A 16671-nucleotide genomic window follows, 5' to 3' on the forward strand; every position below is an offset into this window, starting at 1 on the left:
CAACGGCATCACGCCAAGGAGAGCCAGATGAATCCTCTGCAGAAAGTACTGTACACCGCCGAAGCCACCGCCACCGGAGGCCGCGACGGCCGGGCCGAATCCAGCGACGGCGCGTTGGTAGCGAAGCTGAGCACCCCGCGCGAGCTGGGCGGCCTGGGCGGCGACGGCACCAATCCGGAGCAGCTGTTCGCGGCCGGCTATTCCGCCTGCTTCATCGGCGCGCTCAAGGTGGCCGCGCAGCAGGCCGGCGTGCGTCTGCCGGCTGAGGTGTCGGTGACCGGCAAGGTGTCGATCGGGCCGATCGCCCACGGCTTCGGCATCGCCGCCAAGCTGGCGGTGTCGCTGCCGGGCGTCGAACGCGAGGCGGGTCTGAAGCTGATCGAGGCCGCGCACGGCATCTGCCCCTATTCCAACGCCACCCGCGGCAATATCGAGGTGGAGCTGACGCTGGCGTAATCGGACGTCGGAATGCGAACGCGCCGCCCGGACCTGTGCCCGGCGGCGCGTCCGTCATGGCGGCGGGCGCTAGTCCACGGTTTCGGAATGGCGGTTGGGAGATTGCTTGTTGCCGTACATTTTGCGGTCGGCCACCGCCAGCAGCTCGTCTATCAGCAGGCCGTCTTCCGGGTAGTAGGCGATGCCGATGCTGACGCCGACCAGCACCCGGTGCTGGTCGATCTGGTAAGGCATCTGTATCGCCTGCTTCAGCCGCGCCGCCACTTTGTCCGCCTCGCGGTTGGACTCGATGTCTTCCATCAGGATCACGAACTCGTCGCCGCCGATGCGGGCGACGGTGTCCTCATTGCGGATCACGTCGCGGATGCGGGCGGCGATCAGCTGCAGCACCCGGTCGCCGACCATGTGGCCGTAGGTGTCGTTGACCGGCTTGAAGCGGTCCAGGTCCAGGAACAGCAGGCCCAGGCGCTTGCCGCTGCGGTCTATTCGGCTGATCGCGTGCTGCAGCCGGTCGTAAAACAGGTTGCGGTTGGCCAGGCCGGTCAGGCGGTCGTGGTTGGCCAGGTGGAACAGCTGGTTCTCGCGTTGGCGGCGGCTGTCGCTGCTGCGCACGAAGCTGAAGCCGGCCAGGCCTATGCCCAGGCCCAGCAGTAGCGACAGCAGCATCCATACCGTCCATTCGAACAAGCCGATCTGCGCCCAGCCTTGCTGCCAGCTCAGCGTCAGCCGCAGCGGCTGGCTGCCGCCGCCCAGCAGCTGGCTGGTCTCCAGCCGCGGGAACAGCAATTTCTCCAACGCGCTGGGGTGGGCGCCGCCCAGATGCAGTGCCTGGCCTTCCGGCGGGCGCAAGGGGTCGTCGCGGTGGTGCAGGCTGACTTCCATGCCCGGCTGCAACGCGATGTCGGTTGGCAGCAGCGAATCGGCGCGGACGAACAGCATCACGAAATGCTGGGGCAGCAGGCCGATCAACTGGTCGTCGAGGCGGTCGTCCACGCCGCGCAGCAGCACATAGCCGGGATCGCCCTGCGGCAGCAGCCGCAATTGGCGCGACAGCGTGGCGCGGCCGCTGTTGATGCAGTCCTGCAACGCCTCGCGCAGCCGCGGCTGCTGCCAGGCATCCCGCCCGACCAGCCGCAGATTGGCTTGCGATTGCGGCTCGGCGTACATCAGCGGGAAATAAGCTTCCTGTTCCGGCAGGCGGACGCCGCCGCCGGAGAAGCCGCGCAGCCGGTAAGCGGCGCCGTAATCGCGCTGCAGCGCGCGGTCGTAGCCGGAGATCTGTCCGGCCGGCACGCGCTCGATATGGGCCAGCGTGGTGATTTGCGGATAGCGGCGCAGCAGTTGCGCGACGAAGGGGTGCTTCTGGCGGTGCTCGGTGCGGTGGTCGATGCCGCTGAAGGTGGCGTAGCTGTCGAGAATGGTTTCATTGGCGAGCAGGCGCTGCTTCAATTGCTCGGTCAGTTGCTGGAGCTGGCTATTGAATTGCTGTTCGGCGCCCAGCAGGGAGCGGCTGGCGATGGACAGGGCGGCAAGCGCGCTCAGTATCAGCCATAGGACGAGGCACCCAGCATAGACCAGTCTTGCGTGCATGTTAAAACCATCGACATATATTCAGCAGTGAACGATTCTATAAGAACAACGGGTCTATTTTTTAGCAATAAGCTGGGGAATGGCGGTTTTAAGTAGTAGTACGTAATCAATTGCCTACGCTGAGCGCGGCGCGCAGCGCATGGATCTGGCGGCGGCTGACCGGCAGCGGCATCGGGATGTCGCGCAGTCTGACAATCCACTGTTCGTCGTCGCCGTCGTCGCCCCGGCACAGCTCCTGCACCGCGTGGCGCATCACCAGGCAGTTGCGGTGGATGCGCAGCGCCGATTCGCCCAGCCGCTGCTCCAGCGCCACCAGCGCGTCGTCCAGCAAGTATTCGTTGTCGGAGGTGACCAGGGTGACGTATTTGAGCTCGGCCTTCAGGTAGCGCGCGTCGGCGAAAGGCACGTTGAGCAGGCGGCCGCGCTGGCGCACGGTGAAGCTGGGCTGCTGCCGGCCTTCCCGCCGCGCCTGGGCGCGTTGCAGCGCTTGTTCCAGCCGCTCGCGCCGCACCGGCTTGAGCAGGTAGTCGGCGGCGTCCAGTTCGAACGCCTCCACCGCGAAGTGGTCGTGGGCGGTGCTGAACACCAGCGCCGGCGCCAGCGCCTGTTGCCGCAGCTGGCGGGCCAGCGCGATGCCGTCCAGGCCGGGCATGCTGATGTCGAGCAGCAGCACGTCGACCGGATGGCGGGCCAGCCAGTCCAGGGCCGTCTTGCCGTCGGCGAGGCAATGGACCTCTGCGACGCCGCAATCGGCCAGCAGTTGGCGCAGCCGCTCGCAGGCCAGCGCCTCGTCGTCCACCACCAGCGCCCGCAGCGCGCTCACAGCGCCCATTGCGGCTTGTCCATCTTGTTCACCAGCGCGCGCCAGGAGTGCAGGATCTTCTGAAACTTGTTGTTGGTGGGCGCGATGTCGCGCACCTTGCCCAGCAGCTCGTAGGCGCGGCGCATATGGCTTTCGTGCCAGCCGTTCTGGCTGACGTAGGCCATCACCGCGTTGATCAGGTTGAGCATGATCTGCACGTTGTGCGGCATTTCGTCCAGCGCCTTGACGAAACGGTCGATCGCCGCGTCGAACTGGCCGGACTGCGCCTGGCGCACCGCCTGGTTGTTCAGCTCCAGCACCGATCTGACGTTCTGGGCGATCAGCTGGCGGCCGGCCTGGCCCAGGCCGATCTCCTCGAACATGTCGCCGAAGTGGGCCAGCATGTCCTCGTCGTCGTGGTGGTTGCGCACCAGGTATTCCATCACGTCGTTGCCCTGGCCGTCGCGTCCCTGCTGGTAGCAGGCGCGCGCGTATTCCAGCTGCGATTCCTGATCCAGCTTGGGGGCCAGCTGCTTGAAGCGCTCGCCGGCGGCCTCCAGCAGTTCGCGGGCCTTGTCGGCGTTGCCGTTCTTGGACTGAAGCTGGCTGTCCATCACGCCGGCCAGCCACTCGCCTTCCTCGTTGTAGCGGTAGTCGTGGCGCAGGCTGGCCAGCGTGCGGGCGGCGTTGCCGCTGTCGCCCCGGGCCAGCTGGACCCGAAGCAGCGCCGCGTAATGGGTGGGGCTGCGGTGCCAGGAGTACTTGGCGATGTCCAGCGTCTGCTGGCAGGCGGTTTCGGCGGTGGCGAGGTCGTGGTTGAGCAGCGCGATCTGGGCCAGCTGCTGCTGGCGGCGGAACACCACCGGCGACATTTCGGTCGCGGTCTGCAGCGTGTGCTGGGCGCGGCCCAGGTCGTGGCCGCGGTAGAGCCGGGCCAGCCAGTCGTAGGCTTCCATCACCTGGTTGTTGTCGGCCAGCACCGCCTCGAACAGCAGCCGCGCCTCGTCGTGGGACTTCAATCCGGCCAGCGATTTGGCCAGCCCCATCTTGGCCCAGGTGGAGGGACGGACGCGCAGCGCCTGCATATAGGCGTCGCGGGCGGTGTCGAAGTCGTTGATCTTCAGCGCCAGCGAGCCTCTCAGCCGCATGAAGTCGAGCGCGAACTCGCCGTTTTCTTCGATCTTGAGGCCGCAGGTTTCGATGGCGGACAGGTATTCGTGGCGCAGCACGCTCTCGTCCACCAGCCGCAGGGCCTCGCGCTTGCGCATCGCCCGCTCCAGCCGGTCGCGCAGGACCTCGCCGGTGAACGGCTTGAGCAGGTAGTCGTCGGGCGTCAGTTCGGCGGCGGAGATCACCCGCTGCGCGCGGCGTTCGCCGGTGACGATCATGAACACGCAGGACTGCTTGAGCAGGTTGCGCTCCCGGATCTCCTCGAACAGGTAGAGCCCGTCGTAGCCATTGCCCAGATCGTAGTCGCACAGCACCACGTCGAACTCGTACTTGGCCATCTTGGCCAGCGCGTCGCTGGCCTTGGCCGCGTATTCGACCGAGTTGGCGCCGAACGACGACAGGGTCATCGCCAGCGCGCGCTGCATCTGCGGCAGGCTGTCTATGATCAAAAACAGCCGTTTGGCGTAGGGATCGTCGAAGGCGGCGCTGCGCGTCGGCGCCGCCTTCACGTGGTGCACCGGCGCGGGCGCCGCTGCCGGGGAGGGAGTGGTTTCGCTCATGTCGCCTCGTCGGCTCGCTGTCCTGTGGTTGCGGATCGCAGTGTCGGCGGCGCGCGTCCCGGCTCAGGCCGGGCTCAGTTTCGCATAGCGCATATCCAGCCATTTGACGCCGTGTTCGGCGAAGTTGATTTGCAGCCGCACATCCTCCCCGTTGCCCTCGGCGTCTATCACCACGCCGATGCCGAACTTGGCGTGGTTGACCGCCTGGCCGATGGACAGGCCGTAGGCGTTTTCCGCCTGCCGGCGCGGCATGGCGGCGGCGCGCCGCGCCTGCTGCGGCGCAACGGGTGCTTTCACTGTAGCAGACAGCGAATGGATCAGTTCGCCCGGAATTTCGTCGATGAAGCGCGACGGGATCGGATAACGGCTCTGGCCGTGCAGCATCCGGCTCTGCGCGCTGGACAGATACAGCCGCTTGCGGGCGCGGGTGATGGCCACGTACATCAGCCGGCGCTCTTCCTGCAGGCCCTTGCCGTCCATCACGCTGTTCTCATGCGGGAACAGGCCTTCTTCCAGACCGCTGACGAAGACGGCGTCGAACTCCAGGCCCTTGGCCGCGTGCACCGTCATCAGCTGCAGCGCGTCGCTGCCGGCGTCGGCCTGGTGCTCGCCGGCCTCCAGGCTGGCGGCGGACAGGAATTCGGTCAGCGCCTGTTCCGGCTGGTCGGGCATGAAGCTGGCGGCGGCGTTGACCAGTTCGTCCAGGTTGGCCAGCCGCTCCTCGCCGTCCTTCTTGTCCTGCTCGTACATGTCGCGCAGGCCGCTGCGGTCTATCACCAGGCTGATGGTTTCGGCCAGGCTGAAGTCGCGGCTCTGCTCGCGCAGCCGCTCGATCAGCAGCACGAACTCGCCGATCTTGGCGGCGGTGCGGCCGCTGCCGGCGCCGCAGGCGGCCTGCCACAGCGAGATGCCCTGCTCGCGGCCGGAGGCCTGCAGGTTTTCCACGCTGCGCGCGCCGATGCCGCGCGCCGGCACGTTGATCACCCGCAACAGCGCGTTGTCGTCGTCCGGGTTGGCGACCAGCCTGAGGTAGGCCAGCGCGTGCTTGATCTCCTGGCGTTCGAAGAAGCGCAGGCCGCCGTAGATCCGGTACGGGATCTGGGCGTTGACCAGCACGTGCTCCAGCAGCCGCGATTGGGCGTTGGAGCGGTACAGCACCGCCATGTCGGACAGGGCCAGGCCTTCGCGGTGCAGGCTCTTGACCTCATCGATGATGAATTCTGCCTCGTCGCCGTCGCTGCCGGCCTGGTAGAAGCGGATCTTTTCGCCCTCGCCGGCGTCGGTCCACAGGTTCTTGCCCAGCCGGCCGTCGTTCCGCTCGATCAGCGCGTTGGCGGCGTTGAGGATGTTGCCCATCGAGCGGTAGTTCTGCTCCAGCCGCACCGGCTCGGCCACCTGGAAGTCGGACAGCAGCGCGCGCATATTGCCGACCTCGGCGCCGCGGAAGGCGTAGATGCTCTGGTCGTCGTCGCCGACGGCGAACAGCGCGCCGTGCTCGCCGGCCAGCAGTTTCAGCCACGCGTATTGCAGGCGGTTGGTGTCCTGGAACTCATCCACCAGGATGTGGGCGAAGCGGCCGCTGTAATGGGCGCGCAGCGCCTCGTTGCGCGACAGGAGCTCGTAGCTTCTCAGCAGCAGCTCGGCGAAATCGACCACGCCTTCGCGCCGGCACTGGGCGTCGTAGGCGGCGTACAGCTCCACCAGCTTGGCTTCATACGGGTTCAGCGCCGGCGGCAGCGACTCGGCGCGCACGCCGGCTTCCTTGTTGCCGTTGATGAACGATTGCACCGCGCGCGGCGGATATTTCTCGTCCGACAGCTCCAGGCTTTTCAGCAGGCGCTTGATCGCGGCCTGCTGGTCGGCGGAGTCGAGGATCTGGAAGGTTTGCGGCAGGCCGGCGTCCCGGTAGTGGATGCGCAGGAAGCGGTTGCACAAGCCGTGGAAGGTGCCGATCCACATATTGCGCACATTGACCGGCACCAGCGTCGACAGCCGCGTCTGCATTTCGCGCGAGGCCTTGTTGGTGAAGGTGACCGCCAGCACCCCGGCCGGCGAGGTCTGGCCGGTGGACAAGAGCCAGGCGATGCGGGTGGTGAGCACCCGGGTCTTGCCGCTGCCTGCGCCGGCCAGCACCAGCGCGCTCTTGGCGGGCCAGGTGACGGCGCGCAGTTGTTCGGGATTCAGGCCGGCTAACAGATCGCTCATGTCGGGACGCTTTTTCGCTGCAAAAACGCCATTTTAGCATGCGAGTCGAGCGGTCCGTCCCCGTCCGGCCGAGTCGGGGATCAGACGGAAGGCGTATTTATTCCTGCCACAGGTAGTGCGACATCAGCGCCTTCAGCCGGCCGCTCTTGTGCAGGCGGTCGATCGCGCGGTTCAGCTGGTCCAGCTTGACCGGCGAGCGCGGCGACAAGGCGCACATCGTCGGCTGCGACGACACCACCAGCGGATGGATCTTGAAGCTGGCCGCTTCCTGGGCATGGCCGCGCGCCCACCAGACATAGGTCAGCTCGGTGACGATGGCCACGTCGCTCAGCCGCTTGTCCAGCGATTTGGGCAGCAGGTCGAAGCGGGCCTCGGTGACGCGCTCGCTGCGGTTGCCGGACCACAGGTATTCCAGCGACGGGTAATGGTAGCCGTGGATGGTGCCGATGCGCTTGCCGGCCAGATCGTCCAGCTGACGCAGCGGGGCTTGGCCTTTCAGCGACAACACGCGCTCCACCAGCGGATAGATTTCATGGCTCCAGCTCAGCCGGGCGGAGTTGCCGTACCAGTCGGGATTGGCGTTGCAGATGATGTCCACCTTGCCGGTTTCTATCGACGGCTCCACCCGCCGCCGCGCCAGCAGCGTGAACTGCGGCTTCATGCCCATCTCGTCGGCCAGCAGCGCGCCCAGATCGCGAGCCAGCCCTCCAATCAAGGCATTGCCGTCTTCGGACAGCACGGCGATCGGCGCCGCGTCTGTATCCGATACCCCGACCCGCAACGGCGCGGGCTCCGCTTGGGCCATCAAGGAAAACAAGCACAACAACAGCCATTTCTTATGCAAACTGGCCATATGGGTACTCTCTCAATATTCTATTGCCGGAAGACTGACGCATCGAACGACGATGTTAAGATGGATTGAAGCCAGCCGGCATCAGCGTTTGCTTTCGTTTTAGACAAAATACCAGCCACCGCCATGACAAAGCCATTCCTTCATCCCGTTTATCAGCAGTTATCGCAACGCATCCTGATCCTGGATGGGGGCATGGGTACCATGATCCAGCGCCACCAACTGGACGAGGCCGATTACCGCGGCGAACGCTTCGCCGACTGGCGCTGCGACGTCAAGGGCAACAACGACCTGCTGGTGCTGACCCGCCCCGACGTGATCGCCGGCATCCACCAGGCCTATCTGGACGCCGGCGCCGACATCGTCGAAACCAATACCTTCAACGCCACCTCCATCGCGATGGCCGACTACCAGATGGAAGAGCTGGTGTGGGAGATCAACCGCGAGGCGGCCCGGCTGGTGAAGGAACTGTGCGCGGCGGAAACCGCGAACAACCCGGCCAAACCGCGATTCTGCGCCGGCGTGCTCGGCCCCACCAACCGCACCTGTTCCATCAGCCCGGACGTCAACGACCCCGGCTACCGCAACGTCAGCTTCGACGCGCTGGTGGAGAGCTATACCGAGGCGATAGACGGCCTGGTGGCCGGCGGCGCCGACCTGCTGCTGGTGGAGACGATATTCGACACGCTGAACGCCAAGGCGGCGGTGTTCGCCATCCACCGGTATTTCGACGAGCGTCCGGACGCGCCGCGCTTGCCGATCATGATTTCCGGCACCATCACCGATCAGTCGGGCCGCACGCTGACCGGCCAGACCACCGAAGCCTTCTACAACTCGCTGTCCCACGCCGACGCCGCCAGCTTCGGCCTCAACTGCGCGCTGGGTCCGGACCTGCTGCGGCCCTACGTCGAGGAAATGTCGCGGGTGTCGGCCACCTATGTGTCGGTGCATGCCAACGCCGGCCTGCCCAACGCCTTCGGCGGCTACGATCTGGAGCCGGAAGCGATGGGCCTGTACGTGCGCGAATGGGCCGAGAGCGGGCTGATCAACATCGTCGGCGGCTGTTGCGGCACCACGCCGGAGCACATCGCCGCCATCGCCCAGGCTGTGGACGGCGTCGCGCCGCGCGCGCTGCCGCAGATCGAGGCCAAGTGCCGGCTGTCCGGCCTGGAGCCGTTCAATATCGGCGACAGTGATTTATTTGTGAATGTGGGCGAGCGCACCAATGTCACCGGCAGCCGCGCCTTCGCCAAGCTGATCCTCAACGGCGACTATGCGACGGCGCTGGACGTGGCGCGGCAGCAGGTGGAGAACGGCGCCCAGGTCATCGACATCAATATGGACGAGGGCATGCTGGACGCCCACGCCGCGATGGTGCGCTTTTTGAACCTGATCGCGTCGGAGCCGGACATCGCCCGCGTGCCGATCATGATCGACTCGTCCAAGTGGGAGGTGATCGAGGCCGGCCTGAAGTGCATCCAGGGTAAGGGCATCGTCAACTCGATCTCGATGAAGGAAGGCAAGGAGAAGTTCGTCGAGCAGGCGCGGCTGATCCGCCGCTACGGCGCGGCGGTGATCGTGATGGCCTTCGACGAGCAGGGCCAGGCCGACACCTACGCGCGCAAGATCGAGATCTGCGACAAGAGCTATCGCATCCTGGTGGACGAGGTGGGCTTCCTACCGGAAGACATCATCTTCGACCCCAATGTCTTCGCCGTCGCCACCGGCATCGACGAACACGCTCGCTACGGCCTGGACTTCATCGAGGCCACCGGCTGGATCAAGCAACACCTGCCGCACGCCAAGATATCCGGCGGCGTGTCCAACGTCAGCTTCAGTTTCCGCGGCAACAACAAGGTGCGCGAGGCGATCCACGCGGTGTTCCTGTATCACGCGATCCAACGCGGCATGACCATGGGCATCGTCAACGCCGGCGCGCTGGAGGTGTACGACGAGGTCGACGCCGAATTGCGCGACCGCATCGAAGACGTGGTGCTGATGCGCCATCCCCAGGACGGCGGCGACGCCACCGAGAGGCTGATCGAGCTGGCCGAGAAGTTCAAGGGCGAGGCGGTCGGCGAGAAAAAGGGCGAAGACCTGGCCTGGCGCGCCTTTCCGGTGGAAAAGCGGCTGGAGCACGCGCTGGTCAAGGGCATCACCACTTTCATCGTCGAGGACACCGAGGAAGTGCGGCTGAAGTCGGCGCGGCCCATCCACGTGATCGAAGGCCCGCTGATGGATGGCATGAACGTGGTCGGCGACCTGTTCGGCGCCGGCAAGATGTTCCTGCCGCAGGTGGTGAAGTCGGCGCGGGTGATGAAGGCTGCCGTCGCCCACCTGGAGCCGTTCATCGAGGAAGAGAAGATCCGTCTGGGCCTAGCCGACGCGCCGGCCAAGGGCGTCATCATCATGGCCACGGTCAAGGGCGACGTGCACGACATCGGCAAGAACATCGTCGGCGTGGTGCTGCGCTGCAATAACTACAAGGTGATCGACCTGGGCGTGATGGTGCCGTGCCAGAAGATCCTGGATGCCGCCGTCGAGCACAAGGCCGACATCATCGGCCTGTCCGGCTTGATCACCCCCAGCCTGGAGGAGATGAGCCACGTCGCCAAGGAGAAGCAGCGCCAGGGCTTCGACATCCCGCTGCTGATCGGCGGCGCCACCACCTCCAAGGTGCACACCGCGGTGAAGATCGCGCCGCATTACCAGCACCCGGTCATCTACGTGCCGGACGCCAGCCGCGCGGTGGGCGTCTGCTCCAACCTGCTGTCCGACACCTTGAAGGACACCTTCGTCGCCGAGAACCTGGCCGAGCAGCAGCGAGCGCGCGAAGGCCACGCCAACAAGGCCAACCGCAAGGTGGTTTCGCTGGAGGCCGCGCGCGCCAACAAGGAAAAAATCGACTGGGCCGATTACGCGCCGCCCAAGCCGCGATGGCTGGGTGTGCGCCGTTTCGAGAATTATCCGCTGGCCGAGATCGCCGCCTACATCGACTGGACGCCGTTCTTCCAGAGCTGGGAGCTGGCCGGCCGCTTCCCGCGCATCCTGAACGACGAGATCGTCGGCGAGTCGGCGCGCGCGCTGTATGAAGACGCCCAGGTCATGCTGAAGCGGATCGTCGAGGAGAACTGGCTGGCCGCCAACGCGGTGATCGGCTTGTTCCCGGCCAATAGCGTGGATGGCGACGACATCGAAATCCGCGATCCGGACAGCAACGCCAGCCTGATGACCTGGGTCGGCCTGCGCCAGCAACTGCCGAAGACCGACGGCAAGGCCAACTGGGCGCTGGCCGACTACATCGCGCCCAAGGACGGCGGCGTCGACGACTACATCGGCGCCTTCGCCGTCACCGCCGGCATCGGCATCGAGCCGCACGTTAAGCGCTTCGAAGACGCCAACGACGATTACTCGGCCATCCTGCTGAAGGCGCTGGCCGACCGCCTGGCCGAGGCCTTCGCCGAGCTGATGCACGCCCGCGTGCGGCGCGAGTTCTGGGGCTACGCCGCTGATGAGCATATCGACAACGAAGGCTTGATCGACGAACTCTATCGCGGCATTCGCCCGGCGCCGGGTTATCCGGCCTGCCCGGACCATACGGTGAAGACCGAGCTGTTCCAGCTGCTGGACGCGCCGGCCATCGGCATGACGCTGACCGAGGGCTACGCGATGCTGCCCACCGCCGCGGTGTCCGGCTTTTACTTCAGCCACCCGGCTTCGCGCTACTTCGGCGTCGGCAAGATCGAGAAGGACCAGGCGCAGAGCTACGCCGAGCGCCGCGGCGTCAGCATCGAACAGGCCGAGCGCGATCTGGCGCCGAACCTGGGTTACGACGCCTAGGCGGCATCGATGAAGCTCTGGCTCAAACCCGCGCTCGCCAGCCTCGCCTTCGGCGGCTGGTGGCTGCTGCTGACCGTGTGCCGCGACCGCTGGGTGATGGTGACGCTGGCCGCCACCCTGCTGTTGTGGGAGGCCCTGCCGCGCGGCTTGCGCGGACGGGCCTTGCTGCTGGCCGGCATCGGCTGCCTGCTGGATCTGGCGCTGGCGGCCGCGGGCCTGCTGCGTTTCGTCGGCGTCGGCGCGCTGCCTTTGTGGATGATGGTGTGGTGGCTGGGTTTCGCCTGCTGGTGGGTGTGGCTGCTGCAGGCCTGGCGGCCGTCGCCGCGCGTGCTGACGCTGCTGGGCGCGATCGCCGCGCCGCTGGCCCGCTACGCGGCGTTCAAGCTGCAAGCCCTGCAGCCCGGCGCGGCATGGTGGCTGCTGCTGCCCTTGCTGGCGGTGTCGTGGGGTTTGCTGCTGCCGCAGACGCTGAGGCTGGCCGGCCGCCTTCCGGCAGAGGCGAGGACGGAATGAAGCGGGCGATGCTGGGTATGGCGCTGCTGTGGTGCCTGCCTTGGGCGGCGTGGGCCGCCGTCGACAGCGAGACCCGCTGCTTCAGCGCCGATAACGGCGGCAAGCCGGTCCATTTGCAGTTCACCGTGGTCGGCGACGCGGACGCCGGCTGGCAGGCGGCCTATGTCCGCTATGGCAAGCGCGGCCGGCCGATCACGCTGGCGTGGCTGCGCGGCGAACATGAAATGCTGGCCGAAGACCGGCCCTGGCAGTTCACCGATGAATGGCTGGAGATCGTCGATGGGAAAATCCATGGCCAGTACACCGCCATCCACCAGGGCGCCCGCTACTACGGTTTCCATTACCGCGGCGGCGACGGCCGCGAAGTCGAATTCGCCGAGGATTTGGCCGCGCTGGACGCGTCTGGGCGACGCTGCGCGTGGTAGCTGTGGGTAAGTCGGAGGATCGGGTGCCCGCTGTGGATAACGATCAGTTGACCGGTTCCAGATAGTCCAGCTGCGGCAAGCGCCGCGCCATTTCCTGACGGATGCTGCCGCGCAGCGCCTGCAGCCGTTCGCGCTCGCTGCCGTTGAACACTCCCGGCAGCACCGTCCAGATGTCGAAACGCACTTCCTGTTCCGATGCGAAGCGGTATTTCAGCCGCACGTTGGGCTGGCCGCCGCTGTAATAGCCATCGTCCTGCCTGGGATCGCAGCGCTCGCAGCGCAGCCGGTATTGCGCCGCGACCGTGTCCAGCGCCTCGATCACTTTGGCGCGGTCCAGCCGGGCGGCCGCGACGCGGGCGCGCACGCCGTATTGCTGGCTGTACGGAACGGCTGAGGCGGCGCAGGCCAGCACCGCCGCCAGCGCCAAGGGCGGCGCCAGCCAGCGGCGCGCGGCCGCCGGCATCGCGGCCATCCTCTCATGCCGCAGCCAGGCCAGCCGGCACAAGGGCAGCACCCACAGCGCGATCAGGTCGCCGTAGTCGACGGTGCGGGCGATGGCGAACGGCAGCGCGGTGTTGAAGGACTGGATCGCCGGCGTCGACATGGGGCTTTTCCACCACAGCCAGGCCAACGCCAGGCCGGCGGCGGACGCTAGAAAGCGGCGCGGCCAGGCCGCCTGCAGCAGCAGGCCGATCAGCATCAGGCCGGCGAAATCGGACAGTTTGCCGCTGAGCCAGCCCGGATGGCGTGGCTTCAGCCACCAGTCGTTGGCCAGCAACAGCAGAAGCGAGATCAGAAAGGGCCAACTGGCGATGACGGCGGAGAGGCGGCTGCGCATGGAGGGGACATGGAGAATCGAAGCCGCCATTCTAGCAGAGCGGCCGCGGCCGGCGGCATGCCGGCCATGACGGGGGACAAGGCGTCAGGAACAATCCGCGTTCAGCGACGGATAGGCGGTGTTCAGCAGCCATTTGCCGGCGGTGCCGCCGCTGCCGGGCGCGTTGTAATACCAGAAGCAGACCTTGACCGGGGTGAATCTTTGCCAGGTTTCGCACAAGCCGTTGTCGCCGGCCTTGGTGCATTTCCAGCCCTGGGTGACGCCGACCAGGCCGGCGTCGACGATGTCCTTGGGACCGCCGCTGGCGCCGCAGTTGACGTGCGGCTTGGTGGTGTCCTTGCTCCATTTGTCGAAGGACTGCTTGAACGCGGCCCAGTTTTCGAACACCGACTTGTCGATCTGGCTTTGCGCGCCGCTGGGCGGCAGCGGCAGCGCCGCGTTTCGCATGTGCAGGCCGACGTGGCCGCCCTTGCCGCCGGCGGCGCGGTTGTCGGCGTCGGACTTGGCGCTGGTCTGGACATTGGCGTTGGTGGTGCAGGCGGCGGCGTGGATCTGCGGCGCGGCGCTCAGCGCCAGCAGGGCGAGCATGGTGGAGCGGGACATGCGCATGGACGGTCTCCTTGGCCAGTCTGGGAGTGGCCTCATGCCATCGGCGATGGCTGTGGATAAACGAGAGGATTGGCGGGATTTGTGGATAAGCCGCCGTTTCTGTCAACGCGCATGATCGCGCCGCGTGAAGCCGCGCCGCGCAGGGCCTGGACTATGGGACTGGGGTGTCCTGGCTGAACAGGTTGCGCCACCGGCCGTCCCGATGCAGCCACAACGAGGAGATGTACATGGTTTCCTCCTGTTCGGCGTTGGGGCGCAGCCATTGCGCGCGGTAGCTGAGCAGGCCGGCGCCGGGGGCGGCCCAGACCAGACGCGCCTGGTCCAACTGGTAGCGGATGGCGGCGGGGCCGGCGCGCAGCGGCGCGACGTGCTCGGCCCGGTTGGAGAAGCCGCTGGCGTAGACGCCGACGAAGTCGTCGTCCAGCAGCGCGGCGTCGGCATCGGCGTCGCCGGCCACGAAGGCCCGCCACACGCCTTCCTCCAGCGACAGCAGCAGCGGCAGGGAGGGGGTAGGGATCGCGTTCATGCCTCAAGCATAGCTCATGGGGTCACGCGGCTTCCTCTTCTTCCCGCTCGATGAAGGCGAACACGTGGCCGTCCGGGTCCGGGAAGTAGCAGATCCGGCAGTGGTCGTCCTCGTACCTGGCGATGATGTCTATCTTGTCGCCCGCCTGGTCAAGCTTGGCGAAGATGTCGTCGACGCGCAGGTAGAAGATGGCGCTGGCCGGCGACAGGCTTGATGCCGGGCGCGGCAGGAAGGCGCAGGCGCCCGCGCGCGGCTGCACGGTGAACAGCGTGGCGCCGCCCTCGCGGACCGCGTGCACGGTTTCATGCCGGGAGAGGCTGTCGCGGACGACTTCGTAGCCGAGCGACTCGAAGAAGTCCAGCGTGGCGCCGGCGTCCTGCACGGCGAGCCGGACGCAGAAGGGATGGGAGGGCATGGTTTTCCTTTCGTTGCGGGCGGCGGAATGGCTCAGACTGCCGCGCCCATGCGACAGTTTAGAATGCCCCTGCTGACAGCGTATTGTCAGTGGCATGCTCGCGCCGCCACGCCTGCTGCTGCCGGCGCAGGTAGTCGGCCAGGCTGGCGTGCGATGGCGGCGGCGAGGACTCGGTCCGCCGCAGCGCCTGGATCAGGTCGACGCGGAAGCTGCGGTAGTCGCCGCGCAGGCCGCACCACGCCACCAGCGTCCATTTGCCGCCCCAGTACAGCAGGCCGAGAGGAAACACCGTGCGCCGGGTGCGGGCCTGGGCCAGGCTGAAGTAGTCGATGTCCAGCGCCGCGCGTTCGGCGATGGCCAGGCGCAGCTGGTCCCAGCGCGCCTTGTGCGCGTCGTCGAACGGCTCGGTGAAGGCCAGCACCGCGCCTTCGCCGTCGCTGGCGCGCGCGTCGGGCAGGCTGGCGTAGATCTTGGCCAGCAGGCTTTGCGCCGCCCGGCTCAGGTCGTTGCCCACCGCGCGCGACAGCATGTCCATCGCCAGCGTCAGCGCCTCCAGCTCGGCCGAGTTCAGCGTCAGCGGCGGCAGTTCGAAGTTCTCGTCCAGCCGGTAGCCGACGCCGGCCTCGCCGTACACTGGGATGCCGTTGACTGACAGATCGTCGATGTAGCGGTAAATGCTGCGCACCGACACGCTCAGGCGCTCGGCCAGCTCCGCCGCGGTGATGGGCTGGCGGGCGCGGATCAGGTTGACCAGTTGGAATAGGCGTTCGGCTTTGCGCATGGGGGTGATCGTCGGCTGCGGGGTTGCCAAGTGTAGCGCCAACGCGCGGGCGGCTACACTGAATCAAGGGCCCGCCGGGCCGTCACGCGGGAGGGGATCATGGACATGCTCAGTCGCGAAAGCCTGTTGTGCCTGGTGGAGGACGTGGAGTCGGAGGACCCGATCGATTACGCCGACCTGCCGTTCGATGAGCAGAACCTGCGCGAATTGATCGTCGATTCGCTGCTGGAGCGCGAGCTGGTGTTTCGCGCGGAAGAGCCGGACGAGGCCAAGCGGATGCTGGTCTATCTGGCCGCCACCGCGCGGCTGACGCTGGAGAACATGGTGCTGCACGCCCGGCTGCTGCGGGCGGGGCTGGAAGAGGCCTAGCGCCGGTTTTGAGGATATCTTGCGCGGCGGCTGCCGGCGAAATAATCATCCGGCATGAATCGGATTATACTGGCGGTTTTCCCACCGCGAGGAAGCCGCCATGCTCCGCATTCTCGGCCGCAGCAACTCCATCAATGTCCGCAAGGTGCTGTGGACCTGCCATGAAATCGGTCTCGACTACGAGCGCGAGGATTGGGGGCGCGGCGTGCGCCCGGTCGCCGATCCGGGATTCCTGGCGCTGAATCCGTTCTCCATGATCCCGGCGCTGGTGGACGGCGAGGTGGCGCTGTCCGAGTCCAACGCCATCTGCCGCTATCTGGCCGCCAAGCACGGCCGCCACGACCTGCTGCCGGCCGATCCGGCCGCCCGCGCGCAGGTCGAGCGCTGGATGGATTGGCAGGCCGCCGATCTGAACCCTGCCTGGAGCTACGCCTTCCACGCGCTGAGCCGCAACAGCCCCGAACACCGCGACCCGGCGCGCATCGCCGACAGCGTGGCGGCGTGGAAGAAGCAGATGGCGGTGCTGGAGTCGCAGCTGGGCGAGGGCTGGGCGCGGGGCGACGCGTTCACGCTGGCCGACATCGTGCTGGGGGTGTCGGTGCAACGCTGGCTGCTGACGCCGTTCGACAAGCCGGCGCTGCCCAAGACCGAAGCCTATTTCGAGCGCCTGCGCCGCCGCCCCGCCTATCTGGCTCACGGCGGCGAAGGCGTGGCCTGATGGA

16 protein-coding genes are annotated in these 16671 nt (G+C 66.8%); 6 read left to right on the forward strand and 10 right to left on the reverse strand.

The genetic code is table 11. From position 1 onward, the window contains the following. Positions 1 to 27: 27 nt before the first annotated feature. Positions 28 to 456 carry an organic hydroperoxide resistance protein gene (locus tag ACX17K_RS14680; protein WP_493775383.1) on the forward strand — a complete coding sequence of 143 codons (429 nt, stop codon included), beginning with the start codon at positions 28 to 30 and terminating at the stop codon, positions 454 to 456. Positions 457 to 525: 69 nt separating this feature from the next. Here the strand turns inward: ACX17K_RS14680 and ACX17K_RS14685 are convergent, their stop codons facing one another. The 5 genes from ACX17K_RS14685 to ACX17K_RS14705 form a co-directional block, all read right to left on the reverse strand. Further along, entirely contained in the window at positions 526 to 2046 is a 1521-nt protein-coding gene (locus tag ACX17K_RS14685; protein ID WP_493775384.1) for a diguanylate cyclase domain-containing protein, read from the reverse strand. 106 nt (positions 2047 to 2152) lie between these two features. After that, positions 2153 to 2878 (reverse strand): LytR/AlgR family response regulator transcription factor, encoded by a 726-nt coding sequence (locus tag ACX17K_RS14690; RefSeq protein WP_493775385.1) that lies wholly within the window; start codon positions 2876 to 2878, stop codon positions 2153 to 2155. Then, positions 2866 to 4578 (reverse strand): response regulator, encoded by a 1713-nt coding sequence (locus ACX17K_RS14695; protein WP_493775386.1) that lies wholly within the window; start codon positions 4576 to 4578, stop codon positions 2866 to 2868. The genes ACX17K_RS14690 and ACX17K_RS14695 overlap by 13 nt, the downstream gene beginning before the upstream one ends. 63 nt (positions 4579 to 4641) lie before the next feature. Beyond that, on the reverse strand, positions 4642 to 6783 hold the full coding sequence (locus ACX17K_RS14700; RefSeq protein ID WP_493775387.1) for a UvrD-helicase domain-containing protein: 2142 nt from the start codon (positions 6781 to 6783) through the stop codon (positions 4642 to 4644). Positions 6784 to 6880: 97 nt separating this feature from the next. After that, entirely contained in the window at positions 6881 to 7636 is a 756-nt protein-coding gene (locus ACX17K_RS14705; RefSeq protein WP_493775388.1) for a substrate-binding periplasmic protein, read from the reverse strand. Between the two features lie 123 nt (positions 7637 to 7759). Between ACX17K_RS14705 and metH the strand changes: the two genes are divergently transcribed. From metH to ACX17K_RS14720, 3 genes are read left to right on the forward strand one after another with little or no spacing between them, the layout of a single operon-like run. Next, positions 7760 to 11473, forward strand: a complete 3714-nt coding sequence (metH, locus tag ACX17K_RS14710; protein ID WP_493775389.1) for a methionine synthase — start codon at positions 7760 to 7762, stop codon at positions 11471 to 11473. 9 nt (positions 11474 to 11482) lie between these two features. Beyond that, positions 11483 to 11986: a DUF2878 family protein gene (locus ACX17K_RS14715; RefSeq protein WP_493775390.1), complete on the forward strand. Its 504-nt coding sequence runs from the start codon at positions 11483 to 11485 to the stop codon at positions 11984 to 11986. Next, positions 11983 to 12411, forward strand: coding sequence for a hypothetical protein (locus ACX17K_RS14720; protein ID WP_493775391.1), 429 nt, complete (start codon positions 11983 to 11985; stop codon positions 12409 to 12411). Before ACX17K_RS14715 ends, ACX17K_RS14720 begins: the two co-directional genes overlap by 4 nt. A gap of 43 nt (positions 12412 to 12454) precedes the next feature. Here ACX17K_RS14720 and ACX17K_RS14725 read toward each other — a convergent pair whose 3' ends face one another. The 5 genes from ACX17K_RS14725 to ACX17K_RS14745 form a co-directional block, all read right to left on the reverse strand. Further along, entirely contained in the window at positions 12455 to 13249 is a 795-nt protein-coding gene (locus ACX17K_RS14725; RefSeq protein ID WP_493775392.1) for a hypothetical protein, read from the reverse strand. Positions 13250 to 13333: 84 nt separating this feature from the next. Next, positions 13334 to 13858: a hypothetical protein gene (locus ACX17K_RS14730; RefSeq protein WP_493775393.1), complete on the reverse strand. Its 525-nt coding sequence runs from the start codon at positions 13856 to 13858 to the stop codon at positions 13334 to 13336. Positions 13859 to 14009: 151 nt separating this feature from the next. After that, the gene (locus ACX17K_RS14735; protein ID WP_493775394.1) at positions 14010 to 14384 is read right to left on the reverse strand and encodes a DUF4440 domain-containing protein; all 375 of its coding nucleotides are present in this window, start codon (positions 14382 to 14384) and stop codon (positions 14010 to 14012) included. A gap of 22 nt (positions 14385 to 14406) precedes the next feature. Continuing rightward, entirely contained in the window at positions 14407 to 14799 is a 393-nt protein-coding gene (locus ACX17K_RS14740) for a VOC family protein (protein ID WP_231163017.1), read from the reverse strand. A 58-nt stretch (positions 14800 to 14857) separates the two neighbouring features. Further along, positions 14858 to 15580: a helix-turn-helix transcriptional regulator gene (locus tag ACX17K_RS14745; RefSeq protein ID WP_021475439.1), complete on the reverse strand. Its 723-nt coding sequence runs from the start codon at positions 15578 to 15580 to the stop codon at positions 14858 to 14860. Positions 15581 to 15679: 99 nt separating this feature from the next. Here ACX17K_RS14745 and ACX17K_RS14750 point away from each other — a divergent pair, with 99 nt between their 5' ends. Together ACX17K_RS14750 and ACX17K_RS14755 are read left to right on the forward strand one after the other, a co-directional pair. After that, positions 15680 to 15949 carry a hypothetical protein gene (locus ACX17K_RS14750; RefSeq protein WP_046156047.1) on the forward strand — a complete coding sequence of 90 codons (270 nt, stop codon included), beginning with the start codon at positions 15680 to 15682 and terminating at the stop codon, positions 15947 to 15949. A 100-nt stretch (positions 15950 to 16049) separates the two neighbouring features. After that, positions 16050 to 16667 (forward strand): glutathione S-transferase family protein, encoded by a 618-nt coding sequence (locus tag ACX17K_RS14755; RefSeq protein ID WP_493775395.1) that lies wholly within the window; start codon positions 16050 to 16052, stop codon positions 16665 to 16667. Positions 16668 to 16671: the final 4 nt, after the last annotated feature.

The organism is Chromobacterium sp. INPA-IVC (assembly GCF_059047085.1).

Bases quoted from the DNA above. Each gene is read 5' to 3' on its own strand.
- ACX17K_RS14680 (WP_493775383.1), top strand. From the start codon at position 28: ATGAATCCTCTGCAGAAAGTACTGTACACCGCCGAAGCCACCGCCACC.
- ACX17K_RS14685 (WP_493775384.1), bottom strand. From the start codon at position 2,046: ATGCACGCAAGACTGGTCTATGCTGGGTGCCTCGTCCTATGGCTGATA.
- ACX17K_RS14690 (WP_493775385.1), bottom strand. From the start codon at position 2,878: ATGGGCGCTGTGAGCGCGCTGCGGGCGCTGGTGGTGGACGACGAGGCG.
- ACX17K_RS14695 (WP_493775386.1), bottom strand. From the start codon at position 4,578: ATGAGCGAAACCACTCCCTCCCCGGCAGCGGCGCCCGCGCCGGTGCAC.
- ACX17K_RS14700 (WP_493775387.1), bottom strand. From the start codon at position 6,783: ATGAGCGATCTGTTAGCCGGCCTGAATCCCGAACAACTGCGCGCCGTC.
- ACX17K_RS14705 (WP_493775388.1), bottom strand. From the start codon at position 7,636: ATGGCCAGTTTGCATAAGAAATGGCTGTTGTTGTGCTTGTTTTCCTTG.
- metH (WP_493775389.1), top strand. From the start codon at position 7,760: ATGACAAAGCCATTCCTTCATCCCGTTTATCAGCAGTTATCGCAACGC.
- ACX17K_RS14715 (WP_493775390.1), top strand. From the start codon at position 11,483: ATGAAGCTCTGGCTCAAACCCGCGCTCGCCAGCCTCGCCTTCGGCGGC.
- ACX17K_RS14720 (WP_493775391.1), top strand. From the start codon at position 11,983: ATGAAGCGGGCGATGCTGGGTATGGCGCTGCTGTGGTGCCTGCCTTGG.
- ACX17K_RS14725 (WP_493775392.1), bottom strand. From the start codon at position 13,249: ATGCGCAGCCGCCTCTCCGCCGTCATCGCCAGTTGGCCCTTTCTGATC.
- ACX17K_RS14730 (WP_493775393.1), bottom strand. From the start codon at position 13,858: ATGCGCATGTCCCGCTCCACCATGCTCGCCCTGCTGGCGCTGAGCGCC.
- ACX17K_RS14735 (WP_493775394.1), bottom strand. From the start codon at position 14,384: ATGAACGCGATCCCTACCCCCTCCCTGCCGCTGCTGCTGTCGCTGGAG.
- ACX17K_RS14740 (WP_231163017.1), bottom strand. From the start codon at position 14,799: ATGCCCTCCCATCCCTTCTGCGTCCGGCTCGCCGTGCAGGACGCCGGC.
- ACX17K_RS14745 (WP_021475439.1), bottom strand. From the start codon at position 15,580: ATGCGCAAAGCCGAACGCCTATTCCAACTGGTCAACCTGATCCGCGCC.
- ACX17K_RS14750 (WP_046156047.1), top strand. From the start codon at position 15,680: ATGGACATGCTCAGTCGCGAAAGCCTGTTGTGCCTGGTGGAGGACGTG.
- ACX17K_RS14755 (WP_493775395.1), top strand. From the start codon at position 16,050: ATGCTCCGCATTCTCGGCCGCAGCAACTCCATCAATGTCCGCAAGGTG.